At 70.3% G+C, this 22809-nt stretch carries 23 protein-coding genes and 1 pseudogene; 16 read left to right on the forward strand and 8 right to left on the reverse strand.

Translation table 11 applies throughout. The features are described from left to right. Genes ACOACQ_RS15010 through ACOACQ_RS15045 form a run of 8 tightly spaced genes read left to right on the forward strand, consistent with a single transcriptional unit; the run spans position 1 to position 7922 of the window. Positions 1 to 1206 (forward strand): MCE family protein, encoded by a 1206-nt coding sequence (locus ACOACQ_RS15010; RefSeq protein ID WP_420288648.1) that lies wholly within the window; start codon positions 1 to 3, stop codon positions 1204 to 1206. Beyond that, entirely contained in the window at positions 1203 to 2273 is a 1071-nt protein-coding gene (locus tag ACOACQ_RS15015; protein ID WP_378605352.1) for an MCE family protein, read from the forward strand. The genes ACOACQ_RS15010 and ACOACQ_RS15015 overlap by 4 nt, the downstream gene beginning before the upstream one ends. Next, positions 2270 to 3262, forward strand: coding sequence for an MCE family protein (locus tag ACOACQ_RS15020; RefSeq protein ID WP_420288649.1), 993 nt, complete (start codon positions 2270 to 2272; stop codon positions 3260 to 3262). The genes ACOACQ_RS15015 and ACOACQ_RS15020 overlap by 4 nt, the downstream gene beginning before the upstream one ends. Continuing rightward, a complete protein-coding gene (locus ACOACQ_RS15025; RefSeq protein WP_420288650.1) occupies positions 3259 to 4392 on the forward strand; it encodes an MCE family protein in 1134 nt (377 codons plus the stop codon). Before ACOACQ_RS15020 ends, ACOACQ_RS15025 begins: the two co-directional genes overlap by 4 nt. Further along, positions 4389 to 5615 carry an MCE family protein gene (locus ACOACQ_RS15030; RefSeq protein WP_378605361.1) on the forward strand — a complete coding sequence of 409 codons (1227 nt, stop codon included), beginning with the start codon at positions 4389 to 4391 and terminating at the stop codon, positions 5613 to 5615. The genes ACOACQ_RS15025 and ACOACQ_RS15030 overlap by 4 nt, the downstream gene beginning before the upstream one ends. Continuing rightward, the gene (locus ACOACQ_RS15035; protein ID WP_378605364.1) at positions 5615 to 6949 is read left to right on the forward strand and encodes an MCE family protein; all 1335 of its coding nucleotides are present in this window, start codon (positions 5615 to 5617) and stop codon (positions 6947 to 6949) included. The genes ACOACQ_RS15030 and ACOACQ_RS15035 overlap by 1 nt, the downstream gene beginning before the upstream one ends. Beyond that, positions 6949 to 7452 (forward strand): hypothetical protein, encoded by a 504-nt coding sequence (locus ACOACQ_RS15040; RefSeq protein WP_420288651.1) that lies wholly within the window; start codon positions 6949 to 6951, stop codon positions 7450 to 7452. The genes ACOACQ_RS15035 and ACOACQ_RS15040 overlap by 1 nt, the downstream gene beginning before the upstream one ends. After that, positions 7449 to 7922, forward strand: coding sequence for a hypothetical protein (locus tag ACOACQ_RS15045; RefSeq protein WP_420288652.1), 474 nt, complete (start codon positions 7449 to 7451; stop codon positions 7920 to 7922). The genes ACOACQ_RS15040 and ACOACQ_RS15045 overlap by 4 nt, the downstream gene beginning before the upstream one ends. A 15-nt stretch (positions 7923 to 7937) precedes the next feature. Here the strand turns inward: ACOACQ_RS15045 and ACOACQ_RS15050 are convergent, their stop codons facing one another. Then, positions 7938 to 8162 carry a hypothetical protein gene (locus ACOACQ_RS15050; protein ID WP_378605373.1) on the reverse strand — a complete coding sequence of 75 codons (225 nt, stop codon included), beginning with the start codon at positions 8160 to 8162 and terminating at the stop codon, positions 7938 to 7940. A 19-nt stretch (positions 8163 to 8181) separates the two neighbouring features. Then, positions 8182 to 10416 (reverse strand): HelD family protein, encoded by a 2235-nt coding sequence (locus ACOACQ_RS15055; protein ID WP_420288653.1) that lies wholly within the window; start codon positions 10414 to 10416, stop codon positions 8182 to 8184. A gap of 128 nt (positions 10417 to 10544) precedes the next feature. Here ACOACQ_RS15055 and ACOACQ_RS15060 point away from each other — a divergent pair, with 128 nt between their 5' ends. After that, entirely contained in the window at positions 10545 to 11171 is a 627-nt protein-coding gene (locus ACOACQ_RS15060) for a TetR/AcrR family transcriptional regulator (protein ID WP_378605379.1), read from the forward strand. Positions 11172 to 11195: 24 nt separating this feature from the next. On the opposite strand, the gene ACOACQ_RS15065 is transcribed toward ACOACQ_RS15060, so the two are convergent. Beyond that, positions 11196 to 12077, reverse strand: a complete 882-nt coding sequence (locus tag ACOACQ_RS15065; RefSeq protein WP_378605382.1) for a TIGR03619 family F420-dependent LLM class oxidoreductase — start codon at positions 12075 to 12077, stop codon at positions 11196 to 11198. Positions 12078 to 12123: 46 nt separating this feature from the next. Between ACOACQ_RS15065 and ACOACQ_RS15070 the strand changes: the two genes are divergently transcribed. Next, a complete protein-coding gene (locus tag ACOACQ_RS15070; RefSeq protein ID WP_420288654.1) occupies positions 12124 to 14064 on the forward strand; it encodes an FAD-dependent oxidoreductase in 1941 nt (646 codons plus the stop codon). On the opposite strand, the gene ACOACQ_RS15075 is transcribed toward ACOACQ_RS15070, so the two are convergent. Both ACOACQ_RS15075 and ACOACQ_RS15080 read right to left on the reverse strand, forming a co-directional pair. Then, positions 14061 to 14822 carry an enoyl-CoA hydratase-related protein gene (locus ACOACQ_RS15075; protein ID WP_420288655.1) on the reverse strand — a complete coding sequence of 254 codons (762 nt, stop codon included), beginning with the start codon at positions 14820 to 14822 and terminating at the stop codon, positions 14061 to 14063. The two genes, ACOACQ_RS15070 and ACOACQ_RS15075, sit on opposite strands and share 4 nt — an antisense overlap. Before the next feature lie 93 nt (positions 14823 to 14915). Further along, on the reverse strand, positions 14916 to 15209 hold the full coding sequence (locus tag ACOACQ_RS15080; protein ID WP_420288656.1) for a hypothetical protein: 294 nt from the start codon (positions 15207 to 15209) through the stop codon (positions 14916 to 14918). A gap of 62 nt (positions 15210 to 15271) precedes the next feature. Between ACOACQ_RS15080 and ACOACQ_RS15085 the strand changes: the two genes are divergently transcribed. Next, a complete protein-coding gene (locus ACOACQ_RS15085) occupies positions 15272 to 15544 on the forward strand; it encodes a hypothetical protein (protein ID WP_378605400.1) in 273 nt (90 codons plus the stop codon). A 69-nt stretch (positions 15545 to 15613) separates the two neighbouring features. After that, the gene (locus tag ACOACQ_RS15090) at positions 15614 to 16075 is read left to right on the forward strand and encodes a hypothetical protein (protein WP_378605403.1); all 462 of its coding nucleotides are present in this window, start codon (positions 15614 to 15616) and stop codon (positions 16073 to 16075) included. A gap of 120 nt (positions 16076 to 16195) precedes the next feature. Here the strand turns inward: ACOACQ_RS15090 and ACOACQ_RS15095 are convergent, their stop codons facing one another. The 3 genes and pseudogenes from ACOACQ_RS15095 to ACOACQ_RS15105 all read right to left on the reverse strand — a co-directional run. Further along, positions 16196 to 17512: a DUF222 domain-containing protein gene (locus ACOACQ_RS15095; RefSeq protein WP_420288657.1), complete on the reverse strand. Its 1317-nt coding sequence runs from the start codon at positions 17510 to 17512 to the stop codon at positions 16196 to 16198. Positions 17513 to 17749: 237 nt separating this feature from the next. Next, positions 17750 to 18055 (reverse strand): cation:proton antiporter regulatory subunit, encoded by a 306-nt coding sequence (locus ACOACQ_RS15100; RefSeq protein WP_378596304.1) that lies wholly within the window; start codon positions 18053 to 18055, stop codon positions 17750 to 17752. Between the two features lie 27 nt (positions 18056 to 18082). Next, positions 18083 to 18943: pseudogene (locus ACOACQ_RS15105) on the reverse strand (RimK family alpha-L-glutamate ligase); the annotation flags it as partial. Positions 18944 to 18994: 51 nt separating this feature from the next. On the opposite strand from ACOACQ_RS15105, the gene ACOACQ_RS15110 reads away from it, so the two are divergent. The 4 genes from ACOACQ_RS15110 (at position 18995) to ACOACQ_RS15125 (ending at position 22784) form a co-directional block, all read left to right on the forward strand. Next, the gene (locus ACOACQ_RS15110; RefSeq protein ID WP_378596274.1) at positions 18995 to 19489 is read left to right on the forward strand and encodes an ATP-dependent zinc protease; all 495 of its coding nucleotides are present in this window, start codon (positions 18995 to 18997) and stop codon (positions 19487 to 19489) included. Continuing rightward, entirely contained in the window at positions 19479 to 20462 is a 984-nt protein-coding gene (locus ACOACQ_RS15115; RefSeq protein WP_378596275.1) for a succinylglutamate desuccinylase/aspartoacylase family protein, read from the forward strand. The genes ACOACQ_RS15110 and ACOACQ_RS15115 overlap by 11 nt, the downstream gene beginning before the upstream one ends. Before the next feature lie 41 nt (positions 20463 to 20503). Beyond that, entirely contained in the window at positions 20504 to 22021 is a 1518-nt protein-coding gene (locus ACOACQ_RS15120) for a molybdopterin-dependent oxidoreductase (RefSeq protein ID WP_420288658.1), read from the forward strand. 88 nt (positions 22022 to 22109) lie between these two features. After that, complete coding sequence (locus ACOACQ_RS15125) at positions 22110 to 22784, forward strand: fasciclin domain-containing protein (protein ID WP_378605028.1); 675 nt, start codon at positions 22110 to 22112, stop codon at positions 22782 to 22784. Positions 22785 to 22809 lie beyond the last annotated feature (25 nt).

Genomic DNA, 22809 nt, shown 5'->3' on the forward strand with positions numbered 1-22809 from the left:
ATGACGACTTCATCTGGAACGCACTCCCACCGGATCGACCGCCAGGTCATCTTCGGATTCCTGTTCCTCGCGCTGATCGCGCTGATGATCGCGGGCACCATCGCGAAGTACCGCGGGGCCTTCGAGCGCAACGTGCTCGTGTCGGTCGAGGCCGACCGCGCCGGGCTCACCCTCGCGTCGGGCGCACCGATCAAGCTCCGCGGCGTGGAGATCGGCCGCGTCGCCGAGATCCACACCGACGGGTCGAAGGTGACCATCGACCTGGAGATCGACTCCGACAAGGTCGACCAGGTGCCGGCCGACGTGACGGCGCAGATCGTGCCCCCGACGGCGTTCGGCGCCAAGTACGTCCAGCTCACCCCGCCCGCCGGCAATCCGGGTGACGACATCGGCGAGACGATCAGGGCCGGTGCGGTGATCCCGGCCGACCGGGTGACCGTCGAGGTCGACGAGGCCTTCGAGAACCTCACCGCCGTCCTCGCGGTCGCCCGCCCGGCGGACGTGAACTCTGCGTTGACCGCCGTGGCCGGTGCGGTCGACGAACGCGGCGAGCTGATCGGTGACCTGATCACCCAGACCGACACCTACCTGCGCTCGTTCAACCCGTCGCTGCGCACGTTGAGCTCCGACCTCCGGGCCGCCGACGACGTCCTCGACGTCTACGAGCTCGCCCGGCCGGACCTGGTCAGCGCGTTCAGCCAGACCGGCACGATCTCCCGGACCGTGGTGCGCCAGCAGGCATCGCTGCGCGCCCTCGAGCGCAGCCTGACCGGGTTCAGCGACGAGACCGACGTGCTGTTGCGCAGCTCCGAGAAGGGCCTGGTGACGTCGTTGCGCCTACTCGCGCCGGTCAGCGCCGTCCTCGAGCGGTACTCACCCGAGCTGCCGTGCCTGGTGCTCGGCCTGGCCAACGCCAACAAGCTCGCGGAGGCCGCGGTCGGCGGCACGCACCCCGGCATCACGACGATCACCCGGCTGATCCCGGGCCGCGATCCCTACACGTACGGCGAGAACCTGCCGCAGCAGGGCGACACCACCGGACCCGCCTGCTACGGCCTGCCGTACGTCGACGCGGGCGAGGCAGCGCAGGAGCCGCCGTCGATGCTGACCGGCGCCAATCCGCACGTCGGCCCGCAGCCGACCCCGGACGAGGCCGCCCTCGACACCCTGCTCGGCCTGCTCAAGGGAGGGGCGCAGCTGCCATGACGCGCACACACCGACTCAGTCCCGAACGGCGCCGCCAGCGCGGCGACCTGATCAAGTTCGGCGCCTTCCTGGCGATGGCTGCCGCCTTCACCCTGTGGGTCGCAGCCGTCACGGGCGAGTACCGCCCGGGCGACCGCACCGACTACAGGGCCGTGTTCGAGGACGTCTCCGGCCTCGCGGTCGGCGACGAGGTGCGGATCGCCGGTGTCGACATCGGCAAGGTCCGCGACATCGACGTCCAGCCCGACAACACGGTGGTCGTCGGCTTCGACGTCAACGACGACCAGGCCCTGACGACCGCGACCCGCGCGACCATCCAGTACCGCAACCTGATCGGCGACCGCGTCGTCCAGCTGACCCAGGACCCTGCGCAGTCGGAGGCCGGCAAGGAGGCGAAGGCACTGGCGAAGGGCGGCACCATCCCGGCCACGCAGACCGCGTCGGCGCTCGACCTCGACACCCTGCTCAACGGGTTCAAGCCGCTGTTCGCCGGGCTCAGCCCCACCCAGGTCAACGAGCTCTCCGGCCAGCTGGTCCAGGTGCTGCAGGGCCAGCACTCGGCGATCGCGACCCTGGTCCAGCACGTCGGGTCGTTCACCACCACGATCGGCAACCGCGAGCAGCTGATCGGCCAGGTGATCCGCAACCTCAACGACGTGCTCGGCACGGTCGATGCACGCAAGGACACCGTCGGACTGCTGCTCGACCGGCTCGACACCTTGCTGACCGGCCTCGACAAGCAGGACACCCAGGTCCTCGACGCCGCAGCGAGGATCGACCGGTTCGCGGTGGAGACCTCCGACCTGCTCAGCCGGGCACGCGGTGACGTCCGGACGGACCTGGCCCGTCTGGCGGCCGCCGCACGCGGGATCAACAGCGAGTCCGACACCCTCGAGACGGTGCTGCAGAAGCTGCCCGGCCACTACCGGACGATCCAGAACTCCGCGTCCTACGGCAACTTCTTCAACTTCTTCCTCTGCGGCGTGCGGGTGCAGACCGGACTCGAAGGGGTCGCCCCGCTCTCGACGCCATGGATCTACTCCGACGCCCCGAGGTGCAAGAAGTGAGTCGCACTCCCAGCCCCGACCGGATGGCCGCACGCGGCCTGATCGGCACCCTCGTCCTGGTGCTGATGGTGCTCGCCGCGCTGAACATCAACCGGCTGCCCCTGATCGGCAACAACGACCTGCTGCACGTGCAGTTCGCCGAGGCCGGCGGCCTCAAGGGCGGCGACTCCGTGATGATCTCCGGTGCCGAGGTCGGCAAGGTCCGCGAGGTGCGGCTCGACGGCGAACACGTCGTCGCCGACCTCGTGATCACCGACAGCGGCGTCTCCCTCGGCGACCTCACCGAGGCCCGCATCATCACCGTCACCCTGCTCGGCCGGGCGGCCGTCGAGCTCGAACCCCGCGGAAGCGGCAAGCTCGGTGCCGACGACTCCATCCCGCTCGAGCGGACCTCGTCGCCGTACAACCTGACCGCGACGCTGAACGAGCTGACCGAGACCACCGCCGCGATCGACAAGTCCCAGCTCGCCGCGGCGCTCGACCAGGCCTCGAAGACGCTGAGCGCCACCAGCCCCGACCTCGGCCCGGCGCTGGAAGGCATCACGGCGCTGTCGTCGGCCATCTCCGGCAACGACGACGAGCTCCGCTCGCTGGTCGATCGTGCCGACCGGGTCACCGGCGTGCTGGCGAGCCGCGACGAGCAGATCGCGTCGTTGCTCGGCTCCGGTCGGTCGTTGCTCACCGAGCTCGACGAGCGGCAGGCGGTCGTCGTGAGCCTCCTGTCGAGTGCCCGCGAGCTCGCCGGCCAGCTGCGGCTGATGCTCAAGGACACCGACGACGTGCTCGGCCCGGCCCTCAAGGAGCTCGATGGCGTGGTCGGCGTACTCAACAAGAACAAGGCGAACCTGCAGGCCAGCATCACCGGCCTGCGCGGCTACGCGACCGCCTTCGGCGAGGCGCTCGCGAGCGGGCCGTGGTTCGACGCCTACATCCAGAACCTGACAGCGCCGTCGACGCTGGTCCCGATCCTCTCCGGAGTGACGCCATGACCACCCACGCGAAGAGCCGACTGAACGCGCTGCGCAGCGGACGCGGTCTGGTGACGGCACTGGTCGTCCTCGCCCTGGTGGGTGCCGTCCTGCTGTGGACCCGCGACACCGGCAGCACCGTCGTGCAGGCGCGCTTCGCCAGCGCCGAGGGCCTCAACGTCGGTGACGACGTGAAGGTGCTCGGCGTCCGGGTCGGCGAGATCGCGGAGATCGAGAACGACGACGAGGGCGTGCTGGTGACCCTGGAGGTCGACGCCGGCCAGCCGATCCCGGCCGACGCCCACGCGGCGATCGTGTCGCCCAGCCTGGTCAGCGGTCGCTTCGTCCAGTTCGACCCCGTCTACTCCGGCGGCGACCGGCTCGAGGACGGCGACGTGATCGGCCTGGACCGGACCGCCGTACCGGTGACCTTCGACGACGTGAAGCAGCAGCTGACCGACCTGGCGACCACGCTCGGCCCCGATGCGGGCAAGAGGTCCGGGCCCCTCGCTGTCGCGATCACGTCGCTCGAGAACGCCCTGCAGGACGGCAACTCCACCCAGCTGCGGACATCGATCGCCGAGCTCCGCGGCGCCGCGACTGCCCTGTCCGACGGCCGCTCCGACCTGTTCAGCACCATCGACAACCTCAACACCTTCACCCGCAACCTGGCCCTCAACGACGCAGCGGTGCGGGGGTTCACCACCGAGCTCGACGACGTCAGCGCGGTGCTGGCGAGCAACAGGACGAACCTCAGCGGTGCGATCAAGGACCTCGCGACCGTGCTCGCCGCGACCGAGAAGTACTTCGAGAAGCACGGCGACCGGGTGACCCGGTCCGTCGCCGACCTGAACACGTTGGCCGCCACCCTCGCCGACCGCTCCAACCAGCTCGCCGGCGTGCTGCACGTCGCGCCGCACTCGCTGATCGGCCTGCACAACACGATCCAGGACCAGGCGATCACCGGCCGTGCGACCGCCACGAACTTCGACAGCGTGTCGCAGCTGCTGTGCGGGGCAGTGCTCGGCGCCGGCGGTACGAGCGAGGACTGCATCAAGGCGCTCGACCCGCTGCTCGGGCTGCTGGGCCTCCTGCCGGGCGGCGAGACCGGCGGCCTGCCCCTGGTCGGCGGAACGGGAGGGACCGAATGAGCACGCCCCGTCTCCGCACCAGGAGCCGGCTGCGCCGGACGTTGCCCGCCCTCGTGCTGGCGGCGCTGGTCAGCTCCGGTTGCGCGATCCAGCCGAACGACAACACCCTGCCCGGCCAGGTCGCCGTCGGCGAGGACGGCTACACCGTCCAGGTCCATTTCGACCAGATCGAGAACCTGGTGCCGAACTCGACGGTCCTCAAGGACAACGTCGTGATCGGCACCGTGGCGAAGATCGAGGTGCACGACTGGGAGGCCGTCGTGGAGATGCGGCTGCTCAAGGACGTGCCCCTGCCGGCGAACGTCGTGTTCGCCGTCGGCCAGAAGACCCTCCTCGGGGCGCAGTACGTCGACGTGTCGATCCCCGGCGAGGCCGATGCTGCGGCACTCAACGACGGTGACGTCATCGGCGTCGAGCAGACCGGCACCTACCCCGCGACCGAGCAGGTGCTGGGCGCGGTCGCGCTGTTGCTCAACAACGGCGGCCTGTCGCAGATCAGCACCATCACCGGCGAGCTCTCGACCGCGCTGCGCGACCGGGTGCCCGACACGAAGGGCCTGATCCGTCGGGCGAACGACCTGCTCGCCGTACTCGACGCCAACCGGGGCGAGATCGTCTCGGCGCTGGAGTCGCTGGACAAGCTCTCCGCAGGTCTGAAGGACGACCGCTCGGCCATCGCCACCGCGATCGACGACATCTCCCCCGGTCTTCAGGCGCTCGAGGAGGAACGCGCGCGGCTGGTCAAGGCAGTCACGGCAACCGGCCGCACCGGCGACCGCGCCGTGCGGGTCGTCCGGGCCAGCGAGACCGCCCTGCTCGCCAACCTCGACTCGCTGGGGCCGATCCTGGCCAACCTCGGCAAGGTCAGTGCATCCCTCCCGGATGCCCTCAAGATCGGGCTCACGATCCCGTTCCCGGTGATGACGACCGGCAACGCGATCAAGGGCGACTACGCCAACCTGTTCGCCACCCTCGACCTGCGTACGGGCAGCCTCGTCGACAGCTGGCTGGGTGGGCTGCCGCCCGCACTGCAGGCAGGTGATCCGGTGCAGGATCCGCTCACGCCCGCAGAGCCCGCAGCAGGTGAGCCGGACGAGGCGCCAGCCGACTCGGCCGGCGACTCCACCGGTGACAAGGCCGGTGTCCCGGCGCCGGCTCCCGCACCCGCCCCGGCCCCGCAACCGAAGCCCGGCTGCCTGCTGCGCTTGCTAGGACTCTGCTGATGCTGCTGACACCCCTGATCAAGCGCCAGCTGCGCATCTTCGCCGTCCTGGCGTCGATCGCTCTGGGCCTGGCCTTCTTCAACTACGCCAAGGTCCCGTCCATGGTCGGCATCGGCGTGTACGACGTCACGGTCGACTTCGCCGACGCCAGCGGCCTCTACCCGAAGGCCACCGTCACCTACCGCGGCGTGCGCGTCGGGATCGTCTCGGACCTGGTGGTGCGCGACAACGGCGCACTCGCCACGCTGCGCATCGACAACGATGCGGACATCCCCGCAGGGTCGAAGGCCGAGCTGCACAGCACGTCCGCCATCGGGGAGCAGTACGTCGACCTGGTCCCGCCGCCCGACGCGAAGGGCCGGGGTCCGTTCCTGGCCGACAACCCGACCATCCCGCGGGACCGTGCGATCGAGATGCCCCAGATCACGCCGGTCCTGGACTCGGTGAACCGGCTGCTCGAGTCGGTGCCGAAGGACGACACCCGGCGGGTGCTCGCCCAGATCGACGACGGGCTCGGCGGCTCCGGTCCCGAGCTCAACGAGCTCGTGTCGTCGGCCGGGTCGCTGCTGACCGAGGCCCAGTCCCGGATCGACGCCACCACCTCCCTGATTGACGTCCTCGAGCCGGTGCTCGGCACCCAGCAGGACCTCGGCCCGTCGACCCGCGCGTATGCCGACAACCTCGACGAGGTCACTGCCGCGCTGGCGAAGGACGACAGCGCCGACCTGCGCGCGCTGCTCGAGAACGCACCCGGCGGACTCGACGCGGCCACGAAGACCGTGAAGGACCTCCAGCCGGCGCTCCCGATGCTGCTCGCCAACCTGACCACCAACGCCGAGGTCCTCAACACCTACCTGCCGGAGATCCGCCAGATCCTGGTGGTCTACCCGGCCACCGTCGCCCGCGTGCAGTCCGCCGTGAACCCGCGTGCGGCCCAGGGCGACGTACAGCTGGACCTGCGCGCGGCGCTCAACAACCCACCGTCCTGCCTGAAGGGCTACCTGCCCCCCAAGGAACGCCGCAGCCCCCGCGTGACCGAGACCCGTCCGGTCGACCGGCTGGCGCACTGCGACATCGCGCCGGACAACCCCACCGCGATCCGGGGCGCGCGCAACCTGCCGTGTCCGCAGGGCGGCGACCGCGGACCGCTCCCGGCGGACTGCGGCCTGACGTTCCGAAGCGGTGTGTGGCCCGATTCCAGCGGCACCGTGGCCTACGACCTGGCCGTCGGCCGGGGCGACGACACCGCTGCGCTCGACCTCGCCGACGGCGACACGACTGAAGGAGACGAACTGTGGAAGATCCTCGTCCTCGCACCGCTGGCGGCACGCTGATGTCGCGCCTGACCTCCCTGACCTCACGCATGACCTGGCGCTCCGGTGCCGTGATCCTGGTGGTGGCCGCCCTGCTCGCCTTCTCGGCCGAGCGAGGACTGGCATGGCAGGACGAGCGGTCCCGCGTGTCCGACGAGAAGGCAGCCTCGGCTGCCGCCACCGCCGAGGTGGAGGGCCTGATCGACATCAGCGGCTCCACGTCGGAGGCCGACATGGACCGGCTGCTCGAGGGCGCCACCGCCGGTTTCCGCAGTGAGCTGGAAGCCCAGTCCGAGCGCCTGAAGAAGGCCCTCAACGACAACGCGGTCAAGGCGACCGGCGAGGCCGTGTCGACCGGCGTCGCCAAGCTCGATGACGACCGGGCCACCGTGATCGTCGCGGCCGTCGGCACCGTCGCGAACAAGAAGACGAAGGCGGCCGAGCCGCGCAACTACCGGCTACAGGTGGACCTGCAGAAGACCGACGGCACCTGGCTCGTCTCGGGACTGGAGTTCGTCGCATGAGCACCCGCACACGTCTGGTCGCGGTCATCGCGCTGGCGGTCGCCGTTGCCGCAGCAGCATTCGTGGGTCTGCAGGCACGAGGTGCATCGGCCACCGCGGACGCCCGCAACGATGCCCTCGCCGCCGCGAAGACCCGCGTGCCGGAGCTGCTGAGCTACGAGAACGCCACCCTCGAGGACGACCTCGCGACGGCACTCGACCAGACGACCGGAGCCTTCACCGACGACTACCGCACGATCCTCACCGACGTCGTCACCCCGACCGCCACCGAGCGCAGGATCAGCACGTCGGCCTCGGTCAGTGCCGCGGGGGTCGTGTCGGGTGACCGGGACGAGGTCGTCGTACTCCTCTTCCTGACGCAGTCCACGACGGCGGCCAAGGCCGGTACGACGGTCGCGGGCAGCCGGGTCGAGGTCACCATGGCGCGCGACGGGGACACCTGGAAGATCGCCGGCCTCAAGCCGCTCTGACCGGCTGCTGCGGGGTCAGCGCAGCAGCGAGAGCAGCGTCAGCACGACCGGTGTCGCGAAGGCAGCGAGCAGCACCCATGCGACGACGCGGTGCGACAGCTTCGTGCTGTCGAGCGCTCCGGCGAACTCCAGCATCGCGCCGTCGGGCACGTTCGCGTTCAGGCCCATCCGCTTCGCATCGGCCGGGATGTGCTCGCTGGGCGACCAGGGCTGCGGCTCGTCGTCGTCCCTGGGGTTCATCCCCAGATCGTACGGCGCGTCAGCTGATCGTGGTGAGCAACTGCGTCGCACGGGTCAGCACGACGTAGAGCGTCGCGCGTCCGGTGGCCGACTCGTCCTCGATCTCCTGCGGGCGCACCACGACGATGGCGTCGAACTCGAGGCCCTTGGTGTCCAGGCCCGTGAGTACGACGACGCGGTCATCACCGGACGGAGCGACCGAGGAGTCGACCGATGCCCGCGCCCCGGCGGCGTCCGCGGCGAGCTCCGGCCACGAGGCCAGCCAGGCGTTGACCTCGGAGCGCCGGGCGACCGGGACCACGATTCCGACCGTTCCGGAGACGGCGCCCGCGACCTCCAGGACGGCCGCGCGGGTGGCGGCCTCCAGGTCGCTGGTGTCGGCGCCGGGGCCGAGGACGACCTCCTTCGGCTCCTCCCCGGTCCGTCGTACGGCGTCCGGGAGATCCGCGTCGAGACCGACCCGTTGTGCGTAGGCCGCGGCGTGGGCATAGATCTCGGACGAGTTCCGGTAGTTCGTGGACAGGTGGAACTCGTGGATGACCTTGCGCTCCAGCGCTGCGGCGCGGGCCTGGGCCGCCTCGGCGGGCTCCGGCCACGACGACTGGGCCGGGTCGCCGACGATCGTCCACGACGCCGTGCGTCCGCGCCGGCCGACCATCCGCCACTGCATCGGCGTCAGGTCCTGCGCCTCGTCGATGAGGACGTGGGCGTAGAGGTCGTCGTCGATGCTGCTGGTCGGCGGCGCCCAGGGTCGCCCGGACGGGGCGTACTCCCGGTCGGAGGCGGTCATCAGCTCCTGGATGTTCACGCCGCCCTCGATGAGGTGCATCGGGTCGTCGCGCGCGTCGTCGGCCTTCTGAGGCAGGTCGCCGAGCGCGTACCGCAGCTCGTCGAGGAGCGGGACGTCCTCGATGGAGATCTGGTGGCTGATCGCGCGGGTCGGGTCCAGGTCGCTCCACGACTTCGCGAGCAGGCGCTGCTCCTCGGAGTTGAGCAGGCCCTCGGAGACGCGGGACAGGAACTCCGGGTCGCGCAGCCAGCACAGCACCGTCGGTGCGTCGAGCGGCGGCCACCAGTCGATGGCGAAGTCCAGGAAGTCCTGGTTGGACAGCATGTCCTCGTTGAACTTCTCGCGGCCGTACTCGCGGCCCCGCTCGCCGCGGACCTGGCGCCACAGCGCGTCGAGGAGGGCGTGGGAGACGCGCGGCAGCTGCTTGTTGCGCAGGCCCTGCGACATCAGCTGGCGGCGGACCTGTCCGAGCCGGCCCCGGTCGAGCACCAGCCGGTCGTCGCGGAAGAAGACCCGGAACTCGTTCGGGGCACCCGGCGCCTGCTGGCGCGAGACCCGGCGCATCACTTCGGCCATCCGGGCCGAGCCCTTGATGTCGGCGACGGCCGGCTCGTCGTGCCGGGTCGCGCGGACGTCGTTGACGACCTCACCGAGGCTGCGCAGCGCCACCGCGGTCTCGCCGAGGGACGGCAGCACGCGCTCGATGTAACGCATGAAGACACCGGACGGGCCGACGACGAGGACGCCGCCGCGCTCGTAGCGCTGGCGCTCGTTGTAGAGCAGGAACGCGGCCCGGTGCAGGGCGACGACGGTCTTGCCAGTGCCGGGACCGCCGGAGATCGAGACCACGCCGCGCGAAGGCGCGCGGATCGCCTTGTCCTGCTCGGCCTGGATCGTCGCGACGATCGAGTGCATGGAGCGGTCGCGGGCCCGCGAGAGCTGCGCCATCAGCGCGCCCTCGCCGACGATCGGCAGGGCGCGACCAGCGGCCTCGGCGGTGGCCAGGGCCTCCGCGTCGAGCAGCTCGTCCTCGACCCCGATCACCTTGCGCGAGGCGCTGCGCAGCACGCGGCGGCGGATCACGCTCTGCGGCTCGGCGGCGGTCGCCTGGTAGAACACCGCGGCGGCCGGTGCTCGCCAGTCGATGAGCAACGAGTCGCGGTCGTCGTCGCGCAGGCCGATCCGGCCGACGTACCGCGGCTGGGTGTCGACGGTGGCGTCCATGTCGAGGCGGCCGAAGACCAGGCCCTCGTGGGCTGCGTCGAGCTGGGCGATCCGCTTCGCGGCCTGGAACACCATCGCGTCGCGCTCGACCAGGCCACCCTCGTGGCCGACCCGACCACGCGAATGGCCTTCCTTGGCCAGCTCCTGGGCGGCCTCGCCGGCCACCTCCAGCTGCCGATAGACCCGGTCGACGAAGGCCTGCTCAGACGCGACCTCGCGCTCCACCAGTTCGTCTGCCACCGACGTGACCCCTACCGTCCGCATTCCGTCCGACATACGCTGCTCCTACTGGGAGCGGCAAGCCCCCAACTCTACAGGGCTGGGTACTGCTTGAATGGCGGCAGGCTCGCACACCTGAGGGGGGTCCGATGAGTACGACGCCGGTGGCACTGCCACGCAAACTGAATCGACGAGGCCTGGCGGCGCGGGAGAAGTTGCTGTCCACTGCCGTGGAGATGCTCGGCACCGGGCGACCGGAGTCGGTCTCGATCAACCTCGTCGCCCGCGAGGCCGGCCTGAGCTGGGGATCGGTGCAGAACCTCTTCAACGACTCGGACGGGTTCTGGTCTGCCGTGGTCGACCTGATCACCGACGACAAGGCCGCCCTGTGGCCACCGCCGCAGAGCGACACGATCGCCGGTCGGATCACCGAGGTCGCGGAGCTGTACCGACAGGTCCTCGCCTCGCCGTACGCCGTGGCGATCGACACGATCCGGCTCGGGCTGCCCCGGCCACGGCCGGTCCTGGCGCAGACCCACCCCCTGACGGCTGCCTCGCTCACGCGACTGGAGGCCGACTGGGCGCAGGAGTTCCTCAACTTCTTCGAGGACGTTCGGGAACAGGCCGTCGACCAGGAGCGGTTCATGGACGTCGCCTGGGCGCTCCCCATCGCGCTGCACGGCCTCGTCGCCCACCAGGTCAACGGCGCTTCGGTCGATGCGGACCGGGTCTACCGCACGCTGGTCGTCTCGATGACGACCTACCTCGAGGGCTGAGGCCGGACCCGGCCGCTCAGCCTCTCAACCGATCAGCCGGCGGACCGGTTCGATGACGTCCGCGCGGAAGCGCTCGATCCCCTCGAGCTTCTGGGCCAGCGTCGCGTCGGGCCCGCTGTAGTACATCCAGGGCATCGTCATCGTCATGGTCACGCCGCCGTCGGTGGCGCGGGCGAAGTCGTCGGGCGTGAGGGCGTCGGTGAGGGCCGGCGCGACCTCGAACGGCTCGTCCAGGTCGCGGCCTGCCGCGGTGCGGAACGCGCGGAGCCGTTGCGCGATGGCGACCGCCTCCTCGACCGTGGCCAGGTCCCCGATCCACCCGTCGTTGCGCGCTGCGCGGCGCAGGGCGACGTCGGACAGGCCGCCCACCCACACCGGGATCGGCCCGGGCGGCTCGGGCCGCATCACCAGTCGGTCGCAGGAGTAGAACTCGCCGGCGAACTCGGTCCAGCCGGGCGCCCACAGGCTGCGCAGGAGGTCGAGCGCCTCGTCGGTACGTCGTCCGCGCGTACTGAAGTCCTGCTCGAGCAGCTCGAACTCCTCGCGGCACCAGCCGACCCCGACGCCCAGGGTGACCCGTCCGCCCGACAGCGCCGCCGCCGTACCGACCGCCTTGGCGACCACGAACGGGTTGCGCATCGCGGCGACGTAGATCGAGGTGAAGAACTGCAACCGCGTGGTCACCTGGGACAGGGCACCGACGGTGACCCACGGGTCCGGCCAGTCGACATCGGTCTGCCAGCGGCGTTCGCCGTCGGGCGTGTAGGGGTACGGCGTCGCGACGGTCTCGAGGTCGACGACGTGGTCGGCCACGCTGAACGCCCGGAAGCCCGCTTCCTCCGCTGCTCGGGCCAGCGGCACGAGCTGGTCGATCGGCTGGTAGGCGGTCACCATCGCGAAGTCCACCCGCTCACCCTAGGCGAGGAGGTAGAACGCGTTCTAGTGTTCCGGGATGACCCCGTTCCCGCACCTTCTCGCTCCCGGGCGGATCGGCACCATGACGGTGCGCAACCGGATCGTGATGTCACCCATGGAGACGATGTACGGGACCGCCGAGGGCCACCCCTCCGAGCGGACCGTGGCGCACTTCGCTCGGCGGGCCGAAGGCGGCGCCGGGCTGATCACGGTCGGCGCCACCGGGATCGACCCGCAGCACCCGGAGACACCCGGTGGCCTGCAGATCGGCACCGCTGACTCGGTCGCGGCGCACCGGCGCCTGGTCGAGGCCGTGCACGCCCACGGCGCGCGCATCCAGCCACAGATCGTGCACGCCGGTCCCGACGGGCTCGGACCCGAGATGTTCGGCGTCACCTCGCTCGGCCCCTCGGTGATCGGCTCCTACCTCACCGGACGGCCCTCCGCGGAGGCCGGCAAGGAGCAGATCGCGGCGATCCTCGACCAGTACCGCGCGGCGGTGGTCCGCGTCCGCGAAGCCGGGTACGACGGCCTCGAGCTGCACGCCGCGCACGGGTACATGTTCCTGGGCTCCTTCCTGGCACCGCAGCGCAACCGGCGGGGCGACCGCTACCGCGGCAGCTCGATGGAGGGACGGATCCGGGTGGTGCTCGAGGCGCTCGCGGCGATCCGTGGCGAGGTCGGCACGGACTTCCCGATCACGCTGCGGATCTCCGGCTACGAACGCGTCGCCGGCGGACGACCGATCCACGACACCGCGTCGATGGCGCCGCTGCTGGTGCAGGCCGGCGTCGACGCGTTCCACGTCAGCGGCGGCGTGATCGACCGACTGGTGACGGGGATGGTGAACGGTGCCGACTCCGGTCCCGGCCTCAACGTGGGCGCGGCCGCTGCCGTGCGGGAAGTCGTCGACGTGCCGGTCATTGCGGTCGGCCGGCTGCACGACCCGGGCCTGGCCGAACAGGTCCTCGCCGACGGCCGGGCCGACTTCGTCGCGATGGGACGACCGCTGCTGGCCGATCCGGACCTGCCACGCAAGCTCGCCGGCTGGGGCGGCGGGCCCGACCGGGTCCGGCACTGCATCTCCTGCGAGAACTGCATCGACACCCTGGAGGAGAAGCTGGCCACCGAGTGCGCCGTGAACCCCTTCACCGGGCACGACCTGGACCGGGTGCTGCCGATGGTCTCCGACCGGCCGCGACGCGTGGTGGTCGTCGGCGGCGGGCCGGCCGGGATGGAGAGCGCACGCCTCGCCGCGAGTGTCGGACACCGGGTCACGCTTCTCGAAGCGAGTCCCCGACTGGGTGGCGCACTCGTCGACGCGGCCGCGGTGCACACCGGGAACAAGCCCTACCTGGACTGGATCCGTGCGGAGGTCGCTGGTTCCGCCGTCGAGGTCCGGCTGGGTGCGGCGGCCGACCCCGCGACGGTCACGGCACTGTCGCCCGACGTCGTCGTGGTCGCCACGGGCGGCCGGGTCGTCGTACCGCGGGTGACGGGGGACGACCTGCCGCACGTGCGGCACGGGCTGGACACCACCGCGATCCCCGAAGGCCGACGCGTGGTCGTGGTCGGCGCACGGATGGCGGCGGTCGAGTGGTGCGAGTCCCTGGCCCGCGCCGGGAAGCTGGTCGCCTTGCTGTGCCCCGGAGAAGAGATCGCGCCCGAGTTCGGGCCGAAGCGTCGTGCCGAGCACATGGACCGGCTCGACCGGCTGGGCGTGACCGTGCACGCGGGCTGCTCCGTGGAGGAGATCACCGCCACGGGGGTCCGCCACACGCCGGCGAACGGCACGACCCGTGAGCTCCCGGCCGACGCGGTCGTCCTGGTCGGAGAGGTCGTCGCCGACCGGTCCGTCCGGGACGCCCTGGTCGCTGCGCTGCCCGGCGTCGACGTACACCTGGTCGGGGATGCGGACGGCCTCGGCCTGATCCGCGGCGCGACGGCCGACGCCGCGACCCTGGTGGCCTCGCTCTAGCCCTTCTTGCGGGTCAGGAAGGCCGTCATCGCCTCGCGTGCCTCGTCGGAACCGAACAGGCGCGCGCTGAGCTCGACGAGCTCCTCGCCCTTGGCGTCGATGTGCGCCAGCAGGTCGGCGCCCAGCAGCTGCTTGGTCTCACGAAGGCCCTGGGCGGCACCCGTGGCGATCTGGCCGGCGACCTCGTCGACCTTCGCCTGCAGGTCGGCGGCGGGTACGGCGAGCGTGGCCAGGCCGTGCTCGACGGCCTGCGCCCCCGTGAAGACCTCGCCGCCCAGGGCCGTCAGCGCGGCACCCCGTGACGTCATCCGCGGCAGCACCGTCAGCGAGATGACCGCAGGCGTCAGGCCGAGCTTCACCTCGGTCAGCGCGAAGGTGGCGTCCTCGGCCACTATCGCCACGTCCGCGGCCGCGACGATGCCGATCCCGCCGGCCCGGGCCGCGCCCTCGACGACCACGACGACCGGCTTCGACAACGCGACGATCTGGCGCTGCAGCGCGACGATGGCCCGCGCACCCTCCTGCATCGGCGTCGTCGCCGCTGCCGCGAGGTCGGCACCCGAGCAGAACACCCGGCCCGACGACTTCAGTACGACGACACGGACGTCGTCGGCTGCGTCGGCCGTGCTCAGGTGGCCGGTCAGCTCGGTGATCAGCTGCCTCGACAGCGCGTTGCGGTTGTGCGGCGAGTCGAGGGTGATCGTGGCGACGGCGTCAGCGACATCGAGGTGGACCAGCTCGGCGGGTGCGTCAGTCATGCGGTCATCCTGCCGCACCGCTCGCCCGGTGGTTGAGGTGCGAGCGCAGCGAGCCTCGAAACCCGGGGCAGGCCGCCGCAGACCCGCTACCCCCTATCCGGTGAGCGTGCTCATGACCAGGAATGTCGACATGACAATCGCCGTGAAGTCGAGGACGGCCCCGCCGAAGACTGCTCGTCCGAGCAGCAGGCCCCAACGCCGAAAGACCATCCATGCCGCTGCGGTCGTGACCACGATGGGCACGGGAACCAGGTAGATCCAGAGACTGTCCTCGTTGAGCAGGCCGGGCTCGCGCGTTGCGATGAACGCCAGGGCGGCCAGGTTCAGCAGGGCACTGATCAGGAACACGACGGCGGCCGTTGCCCACGTCCGGAACTTTGGGTTCACGACGTCAGTGTCGGGCATGCCGGCCCGCGTTGAGGTCGATTGTGGGATGGGACCATGTGCAGATGGAACCGGAGGGCGAGGTGAAGCCCGGCAACTGGTATGAGGAACTGCTGTGGGACATCGCCGGCGGGCCTGTGTCCGTCGGCCGGTTCATCCTGGGTTGGATCTTGCTCCTGGCGGTCGCGCTCCTCGCAGCAAACCTGAGCGGAACGGTGAGCGACCCGCTGTCAGAGCGAGTGGTTGCACTCGTCTCGATCCCGTACTGGCTGTTGGTCTGTCCCGGGTGGGCGTTGCTCATCCGCCGCCGCCGAGATCGTCCTCACAGTTCTCAATGACGCGCCATGCGCGGCAGCTGGAGCTGCGAACCGGGAGCTTGCCTGCCACGAGAACGGAATACTGTCGCTGTGCGACGAGAGCCAGACGCTGACGCCTTCTTCCTGCTGCTTCTGTGCCTTGTCGCGCTGGCGGCCAGCGTCGTCGCCGTCCCGTTCGCCATCGCCGCCAGTAAGAACGAAGGCACCCCCGGCACTTTCACCGCGGTGGACAGAGACTGCGACCGCTACGCCTGCCACTGGACCGGAACTTTCGAGAGTGACGACGGCCAGATACTCGACAAACACGCATACTTCTCAGGCGAGGACGTCGAGAGAGCCGGCGACAAGGTTCGGGCCCAGAAGGGCGTCGCCGGTGACGAGTCGGTCTACTCTCCGGACAGCAAAGACTGGTTGTACATTCTGGTCGCCGATGTGGGGTGCCTTGCCTACGTGGTCTGGTACTTCCGAGCTCGGCGACGTAGCCGCCGCCGTGCACCCGAGACCACCGGTCACAACGAGGACCGCACTGCCGCCGAAGGCGGAGCCCGATGAGGGAAGCGTTCCGCAGGTCGACGCCCCGAACGCGCCAGATGTGATCAGACAGTGAGGTCTCACGGCCTCGCCCCGACATGCCGCTGGCCCCGCTGGCGGGCGGGGTGCGGGGCGGGGTGGCTAGTGGGTGGCGGGTGAGCGGGGTGGGTCGAGTGCTCTGGTGCCGTCGGGTCCGACGAGGAAGTGGTGGCCGTGCGGGCTGGTCCACAGGTAGTGACCGGGCAGGACGATCACGTACCTCCAACTGCTGAAGGTCTTGGCGCGGTGATGTCGCCGACACAGCGGGACGAGGTTGCAGGGACAGGTCGCGCCACCTTGCCCGTGGGGTGTCGCGTGGTCGAGGTCGCAGGCGGTGGCCTGTTTCGGGCAGCCGGGGAACCGGCACGAATGGTCGCGGAGCTCGACCCGCCGACGGAGGCGATCAGGGATCTCGTAGGAATCGACCGGGACACAGTCGGCGAGGTCGATCACCGGACGCACGATCACGGTCGTGTTGGGTGCCTGGAGCCATTCCTTGATCTGCGCGACGCTGACCGGCGCACGGCCTTCGTCCCACCTGCCTACGGGGTTCGCGAACGGGTTCCCGGCCTCGTCCGTGTTGAGGGCGGTGTCGGTGATGTGGACGTTGAGGACGACCTTGCGACCGGGGACCGTGGCGATCACTTCACCGGTCTCTTCGTCGGCGAACAGCAGGTCAAGGCCGAGGTCATGGCGGGCGATGTCGCCGACGGACTTGGCGCGGCGCACGTCGAAGGAGTCGGTGTCGCCGAGTTGTCCGCGGAGCTTGGCACGGCGGGACAGGGCCTGGTCGAAGTCATGCGCATCCGCGGCGTCCAGGATCGCGTGGGACTCGACCTGCCCGTTCCCGTCCACGTCGTCGAAGTACACCCGCCGTCGGTCGGCGGCGGCTTGCCGCTCTTGCTCGGCGCGGTCGGGGTCGAACCGGATCACCGCTTCAGTGACGAGGCGTTCGAGCTGGGCCCAACCCACGCCCCCGACGGCAGCGAGTTGCCGGTCCACGAACGCTGCGGCGTCAGCGTTGAGCGACCGGGTGAGGTCCGCGATCCGTTCGGCACGCCACGGCTCCAACCTGCCCTCGACCACAGCGGCGTAGACGCCGGGCAGGCGCCAGGCGCACTCGATGATCCGCCCCACGTATCCACGACCACCATCCGGGCTCCTGCCGAGGACGGCGATGAGTTCCATCAGGTTGAACTCACTGACGAGCGGCGCGCCGTCGCCGGCGATCGGGACACCGGTGTCGATCACGCCCTCGACCAGCGTGGCCGCACCCTCGACAGTGGTCACGACGTTGTCCTGGGCCCAGGCGACGACGTCGATCCACTCGTCGACCAGCTCTGCCTGGCGACGGCGAACCCGGGCGCCGACGCGCGGCAGGATCTCGGCCGTCGAGGAGGGCTGGGTTCCGAGTTCCATACATGTATTGGATCACCCAGCACCGACACAACGAAGCAGCGCAAACCTGTCTGTGGACAGAGGAAAGCCCTGATGGTGCTTGTGGGGAGTTGGTGGACGGTGCGGGGTTTCGAGGCTCGTCGCTGGCGCTCCTCGCACCTCAACCACCGGCCCGAGTGGTCTCGAGACGGTTGCTGCGCAACCTCCTCGACCAACGGGTCGCGGTCCCAGAGTGACCGCCTCGACCTACGGACCGGCTCAGGCGTCGGTGTGGATCGGCTGCTTCGGCAGCTTCTTGACCCGGGCCCGGCGCTTCGGACGCGCGGGGATCATCGAGCGCATCTCCTCGAGCTTGCCGAAGCAGAGCAGGCGGTCGTCGGGCTCGAGCACGTGGCGGTCGAACGGGTTCGGGATCACGGTCGTGCCGCGGTGCAGGGTCAGGACGGTGACGTCGAGCTCGCGCAGGCCGGAGTCACCGAGGGTCTTGCCCACGAGGTCCGCGTCGCCGTGGACGACGATCTCCGCGACGCCGTACCCCGTGGAGACCGACAACCGTTCACGCACGTCGATCTGCGGGAAGGCGACCTGGTTGTCGATGTAGTCGATGATCGCGCCGGCGACGTCGAGCTTGGTGGCCATCTCGATGCCCTCGAGGCCCGGGGACGAGTTGACCTCCATGACCAGCGGGCCGTCGTCACCCTCGAGCATGTCGACACCGGCGACCTTGAGGCCCATGATCTGCGCGGCGCGCACCGCGACCTGCTCGTAGGCCGGGTCGAGGTCGACGCGTTCGACGGTGCCGCCGCGGTGGACGTTGGACCGGAACTCGTCACCCTGTGCGACCCGCCGCATCGCAGCGACGACCCGGTCACCGACGACGAGGGCGCGGATGTCGCGACCCCTGCTCTCCTTGACGAAGCGCTGGATCAGCACCTGCTGACGCGTGGACTGGAGCGTCTCGATGATCGCCTCGGCGACCTTCAGCGTGGGCGCGAGGATCACGCCGATGCCCTGGGTGCCCTCGAGGAGCTTGATCACGACCGGCGCGCCACCCACCCGTTCGATCGCGGGGATCACGTCGGCGCGGTCCCAGACGAAGGTCGTCGCGGGCATGCCGATGTTGTGGCGCGACAGGATCTGCGAGGCCCGCAGCTTGTCGCGGGAGTTGCCGATGCCGTTCGCGGTGTTGGGCGTGTAGACGTCCATCTGCTCGAACTGTCGTACGACGGCAGTACCGAAGTACGTGATCGAGTTGCCGATCCGCGGCAGGACCGCGTCGTAGTCCGACAGCTGGCGACCCCGGAACTGCAGGTCCGGATCCTCGCCCGAGAGGTCGATCGCGAACCGGAGCGTGTTGAGGACCTTGACGTCGTGCCCACGGTCGAGCGCCGCCGTACGGAGGCGCTGCGTGCTGTAGGACCGCGGGGCGCGCGAAAGGATGGCGAGCTTCATGATCGACCTGCTTGTTTCCCGACCTGATTGGATGGCCGTGTGGATGCGAGCGTGGTGAGACCCCATTCAAGCAGCCCGCAGGTCACTGCCGGCTGGCGAGAGTGGGTTCGTCTTCCCGGTCTGGGCGTCAACAACGTGAAGGCCAAGCTGGACACCGGCGCCCGCACGTCGGCGCTGCACGCCTTCGACCTCACCGAGTTCGAGCAGGACGGCGCCGAATGGGTCCGGTTCTCGGTGCACCCGTGGCAACGCTCCGCCGAGGACGCCGTCTTCGTCGAGTGCCCGGTGCACGACCGGCGTGTCGTCCGCAGCTCCACCGGCCACGCCCAGGAACGGATCGTCATCCTGACCGACCTCAAGCTCGTGGGTCGCAAGATCACCACCGAGATCACCCTGACCCGTCGTGACGAAATGGGCTTCCGGCTGTTGATCGGGCGCGAGGCACTCCGCCAGGGCTTCGTCGTCGACGCCAGCCACTCGTACCTCGGCGGTCGACCCACACGGCGCGTACGCCGCAGGAACCGGGGGGTCAGCAGTGGCGCGTGAGTCCTTTGCGATCGGCAACGTCCGGGTGCGCGCCGGCTCGTCCAAGGAGGTCGAGCTCCCGATCACGCGTCTCGTGACAGGCGGTGACGTCAGCCTGCCCGTCCGCGTGATCCACGGCCGCGAACCCGGCCCCACCGTCTGGGTGAATGCCGCGATCCACGGCGACGAGGTGCTCGGTGTCGAGGTGATCCGGCGGGCCCTCGCGCCCCTGTCGGCGAAGACGCTGCGCGGCACCCTGCTCGCCGTACCCGTCGTCAACGTCCTCGGCTTCATGACCGGCGACCGCTACCTGCCGGACCGTCGCGACCTCAACCGGTCGTTCCCCGGGTCGTCCCGCGGGTCGCTGGCGAGCCGGATCGCGCACCTGTTCATGACCGAGGTGGTCAGCAAGTGCGACGTCGGCATCGACCTGCACACCGCCGCCGACCGCCGCGAGAACCTCCCCCAGATCCGCGCGGACCTCGACGACCCCCGCACCCGCGAGCTGGCCCAGGCCTTCGGCGCCCCCGTGATGCTGCACGCGAAGCTGCGCGACGGTTCGTTGCGCCAGGCCGCCCGGGACCGCGGCGCCATCGTGCTGCTCTACGAAGCCGGTGAGGTGATGCGCTTCGACGAGGAGCCGATCGCCGTCGGCGTCGAAGGCGTACGACGCGTGCTGACCTCGCTGGACATGATCGACCCCACGACGGCGGACCTCGCCGAGGTCGTCGGGGCGATCGATCCCGTGCCCACACCCGTGGAGGCGCGCGGCAGCGGCTGGGTCCGCGCCCGCGGCACCGGGATCCTGCACCTCGAGGTCGGCCTCGGTGAGTACGTCGAGGTCGGCCGTCGTCTCGGCGGCCTTTCCGACACGTTCGGTCGCCGGGTCCGCCTCGTGCACGCCGACCGGGCGGGCATCGTGATCGGGCTGACCCGGGCGCCGATCGTCAACGCCGGCGATGCGTTGTTCCACATCGCCACCCCTGCTTCGTAGGGCCGACCCATCCGCTGAGCCGTCGGCTCCGAAGCACTCGCATGAAGCTGCGACTGCTGTGGCCCTGGTACGGCGTCCTCGCGACCCTGGTCGGTATCGGACTCGCGCACGCCGTCGCGGCCCTCACCGACCCGGCGTCCTCGCCCGTCCTCGCGGTCGGCTCCGCCGTCATCGACCTGACGCCGACGCCGATGAAGGAATGGGCGATCCGGAACTTCGGCAGCGCCGACAAGGTCATCCTGGTCGGCTCGGTCCTCGATGGCGTACTGGTCCTCGCGGCCGTCGCCGGTGTGCTCGCGCGACGGAGGCTGGCCTGGGGGGCCAGCCTGCTCGTCGTCCTCGTCGGTATTGCTGCTGTTGCCGTCCTGAGCCGTCCCGAGGCCCGGGCGCTCGACCTGCTCCCGAGCGTCGTCGCCGCGGTCACCGCCCCGCTCGCCCTCGCGTTCCTGGCCCGCCAGCAGCACAAGGTCACCGCCCCTGACGCCACGGGCGAGAGCTCCACCGGACGCCGCGGCGTGCTGATCGGCATCGGCGCCCTGACCGCGATCGCCGCCGTTGGTGGCGTGGCCGGTCGCGTGATCAACAAGCTGCGCCTGCGCCCCGAGGACGTCGACCTCCCGACGGCGGCGAGCCCCGCGCCGCCGCTGCCGCGCGGCCTCGACGACCAGGTCCCCGGGATCACGCCGTTCGAGACGCCGATCAAGGACTTCTACCGGGTCGACACCCGCCTCGACACCCCCATCGTGGGCGCCGACGACTGGACCCTGACCGTCGACGGCGACGTGGACAAGAAGCTCACGATCACCTTCGACGAGCTCCTCGCGATGCCGATGATCGAGCGCAACATCACCCTCACGTGCGTCTCCAACAGCGTCGGCGGCCCCTACATCGGCAGCGCCCGCTGGCTCGGCGTCCCGCTCCAGGACGTCCTCGACCTGGCCGGCGTCGGCACGAAGGCCGACCAGATCCTGTCCACCGACTTCGACGGCATGACGATCAGCACGCCGCTCGACCTCGCCACCGACGGGCGCGACGCGATGATCGTCGTCGGCATGAACGGCAAGCCGCTCCCGCGTGAGCACGGCTTCCCCGTCCGGATGATCATCCCCGGCCTCTACGGCTTCATCAGCGCCACCAAGTGGCTCACCCGGCTCACCCTGACGACGTACGACGACCAGAAGGCGTACTGGACCGACCGGGACTGGGCGACGGACGCTCCCATCAAGATCTCCGCGCGCATCGACACGCCCAAGGCGCTGGCGAACCTCGACCCGGGCAAGGTCGTCATCGGCGGCGTCGCGTGGGCCCAGGAGCGCGACGGCATCTCCGGCGTCCAGGTCCGCATCGACGGCGGGGGCTGGGTCGACGCGACCCTCGGCCCGGACGGCGGCGAGAACTACTGGCGCCAGTGGTTCTACCCCTGGGACGCGAAGAAGGGCTCCCACCGGCTCGCCGTACGGGCGATGTCGGGCAACGGCGAGGCCCAGGTCGCCGTACGCGCCGAACCCTTCCCGAACGGCGCCAGTGGGCTGCACGAGCTGATCGTCAACGTCTCCTAGAAATCTTCCGATCCGGCCAATCCGGATCGGCGGCACCTCCGAATCACCTGCAACACCAACACGAACAGACTCAACGGAAGGCACCACCATGAAGCTCCAGAACCTCCGCCGCAACGCCGGGATCGCCGCCGCGGCCCTCGCCCTGTCCGTGTCCCTGGCCGCGTGCGGCGAGGACGAGCCCAGTGGCTCGGACAGCACCGACAACACCAGCAAGACCCCCGACGGTGCCGACGGCGCCAAGGCTGACGGTGCCGGCGCCCAGACATTCGGCGACGGTTGCGCGAACGTCCCCACCTCGGGTGCCGGTTCGTTCGACGGCATGGTCAAGGACCCGGTCGCCACCGCTGCGAGCAACAACCCGCTCCTCAAGACGCTGGTCGCCGCCGTGACCTCGATCGACGGCCTCGCCGACACCCTCAACGGTGCCGAGGCCCTGACCGTGTTCGCGCCGTTCGACGGTGCGTTCGCCGAGATCCCCGAGGCCGACCTCAACGGTCTGGTCATGGAGGGCCAGGAGAAGGGCCAGGAGAGCACGCTCTACAAGATCCTCGCCCACCACGTGGTCGGCGCGAACGAGGACAAGGACTCCATCGCCGGCAGCCAGGAGACCCTCGCGGGCGACAAGCTGACGATCGAGGGCGACGCCGAGTCGGGCATGACCGTCACCGACGGCACCGTGACCGCCAACGTCATCTGCGGCAACGTCCCCACGGCCAACGCCACGGTCTACGTCATCGACAAGGTGCTGACCGGGGTCAAGTGACCCAGGTCAGTTGATCAAAGCCTCG

Source organism: Nocardioides sp. CPCC 206347, from assembly GCF_048654605.1.
Lineage (GTDB): Bacteria > Actinomycetota > Actinomycetes > Propionibacteriales > Nocardioidaceae > Nocardioides.

What these genes read in the sequence shown, in the direction of transcription:
- ACOACQ_RS15010 (WP_420288648.1), top strand. Translation starts at nt 1, where the DNA reads ATGACGACTTCATCTGGAACGCACTCCCACCGGATCGACCGCCAGGTC.
- ACOACQ_RS15015 (WP_378605352.1), top strand. Translation starts at nt 1,203, where the DNA reads ATGACGCGCACACACCGACTCAGTCCCGAACGGCGCCGCCAGCGCGGC.
- ACOACQ_RS15025 (WP_420288650.1), top strand. Translation starts at nt 3,259, where the DNA reads ATGACCACCCACGCGAAGAGCCGACTGAACGCGCTGCGCAGCGGACGC.
- ACOACQ_RS15030 (WP_378605361.1), top strand. Translation starts at nt 4,389, where the DNA reads ATGAGCACGCCCCGTCTCCGCACCAGGAGCCGGCTGCGCCGGACGTTG.
- ACOACQ_RS15035 (WP_378605364.1), top strand. Translation starts at nt 5,615, where the DNA reads ATGCTGCTGACACCCCTGATCAAGCGCCAGCTGCGCATCTTCGCCGTC.
- ACOACQ_RS15040 (WP_420288651.1), top strand. Translation starts at nt 6,949, where the DNA reads ATGTCGCGCCTGACCTCCCTGACCTCACGCATGACCTGGCGCTCCGGT.
- ACOACQ_RS15045 (WP_420288652.1), top strand. Translation starts at nt 7,449, where the DNA reads ATGAGCACCCGCACACGTCTGGTCGCGGTCATCGCGCTGGCGGTCGCC.
- ACOACQ_RS15050 (WP_378605373.1), bottom strand. Translation starts at nt 8,162, where the DNA reads ATGAACCCCAGGGACGACGACGAGCCGCAGCCCTGGTCGCCCAGCGAG.
- ACOACQ_RS15060 (WP_378605379.1), top strand. Translation starts at nt 10,545, where the DNA reads ATGAGTACGACGCCGGTGGCACTGCCACGCAAACTGAATCGACGAGGC.
- ACOACQ_RS15070 (WP_420288654.1), top strand. Translation starts at nt 12,124, where the DNA reads ATGACCCCGTTCCCGCACCTTCTCGCTCCCGGGCGGATCGGCACCATG.
- ACOACQ_RS15075 (WP_420288655.1), bottom strand. Translation starts at nt 14,822, where the DNA reads ATGACTGACGCACCCGCCGAGCTGGTCCACCTCGATGTCGCTGACGCC.
- ACOACQ_RS15085 (WP_378605400.1), top strand. Translation starts at nt 15,272, where the DNA reads ATGGAACCGGAGGGCGAGGTGAAGCCCGGCAACTGGTATGAGGAACTG.
- ACOACQ_RS15095 (WP_420288657.1), bottom strand. Translation starts at nt 17,512, where the DNA reads ATGGAACTCGGAACCCAGCCCTCCTCGACGGCCGAGATCCTGCCGCGC.
- ACOACQ_RS15120 (WP_420288658.1), top strand. Translation starts at nt 20,504, where the DNA reads ATGAAGCTGCGACTGCTGTGGCCCTGGTACGGCGTCCTCGCGACCCTG.
- ACOACQ_RS15125 (WP_378605028.1), top strand. Translation starts at nt 22,110, where the DNA reads ATGAAGCTCCAGAACCTCCGCCGCAACGCCGGGATCGCCGCCGCGGCC.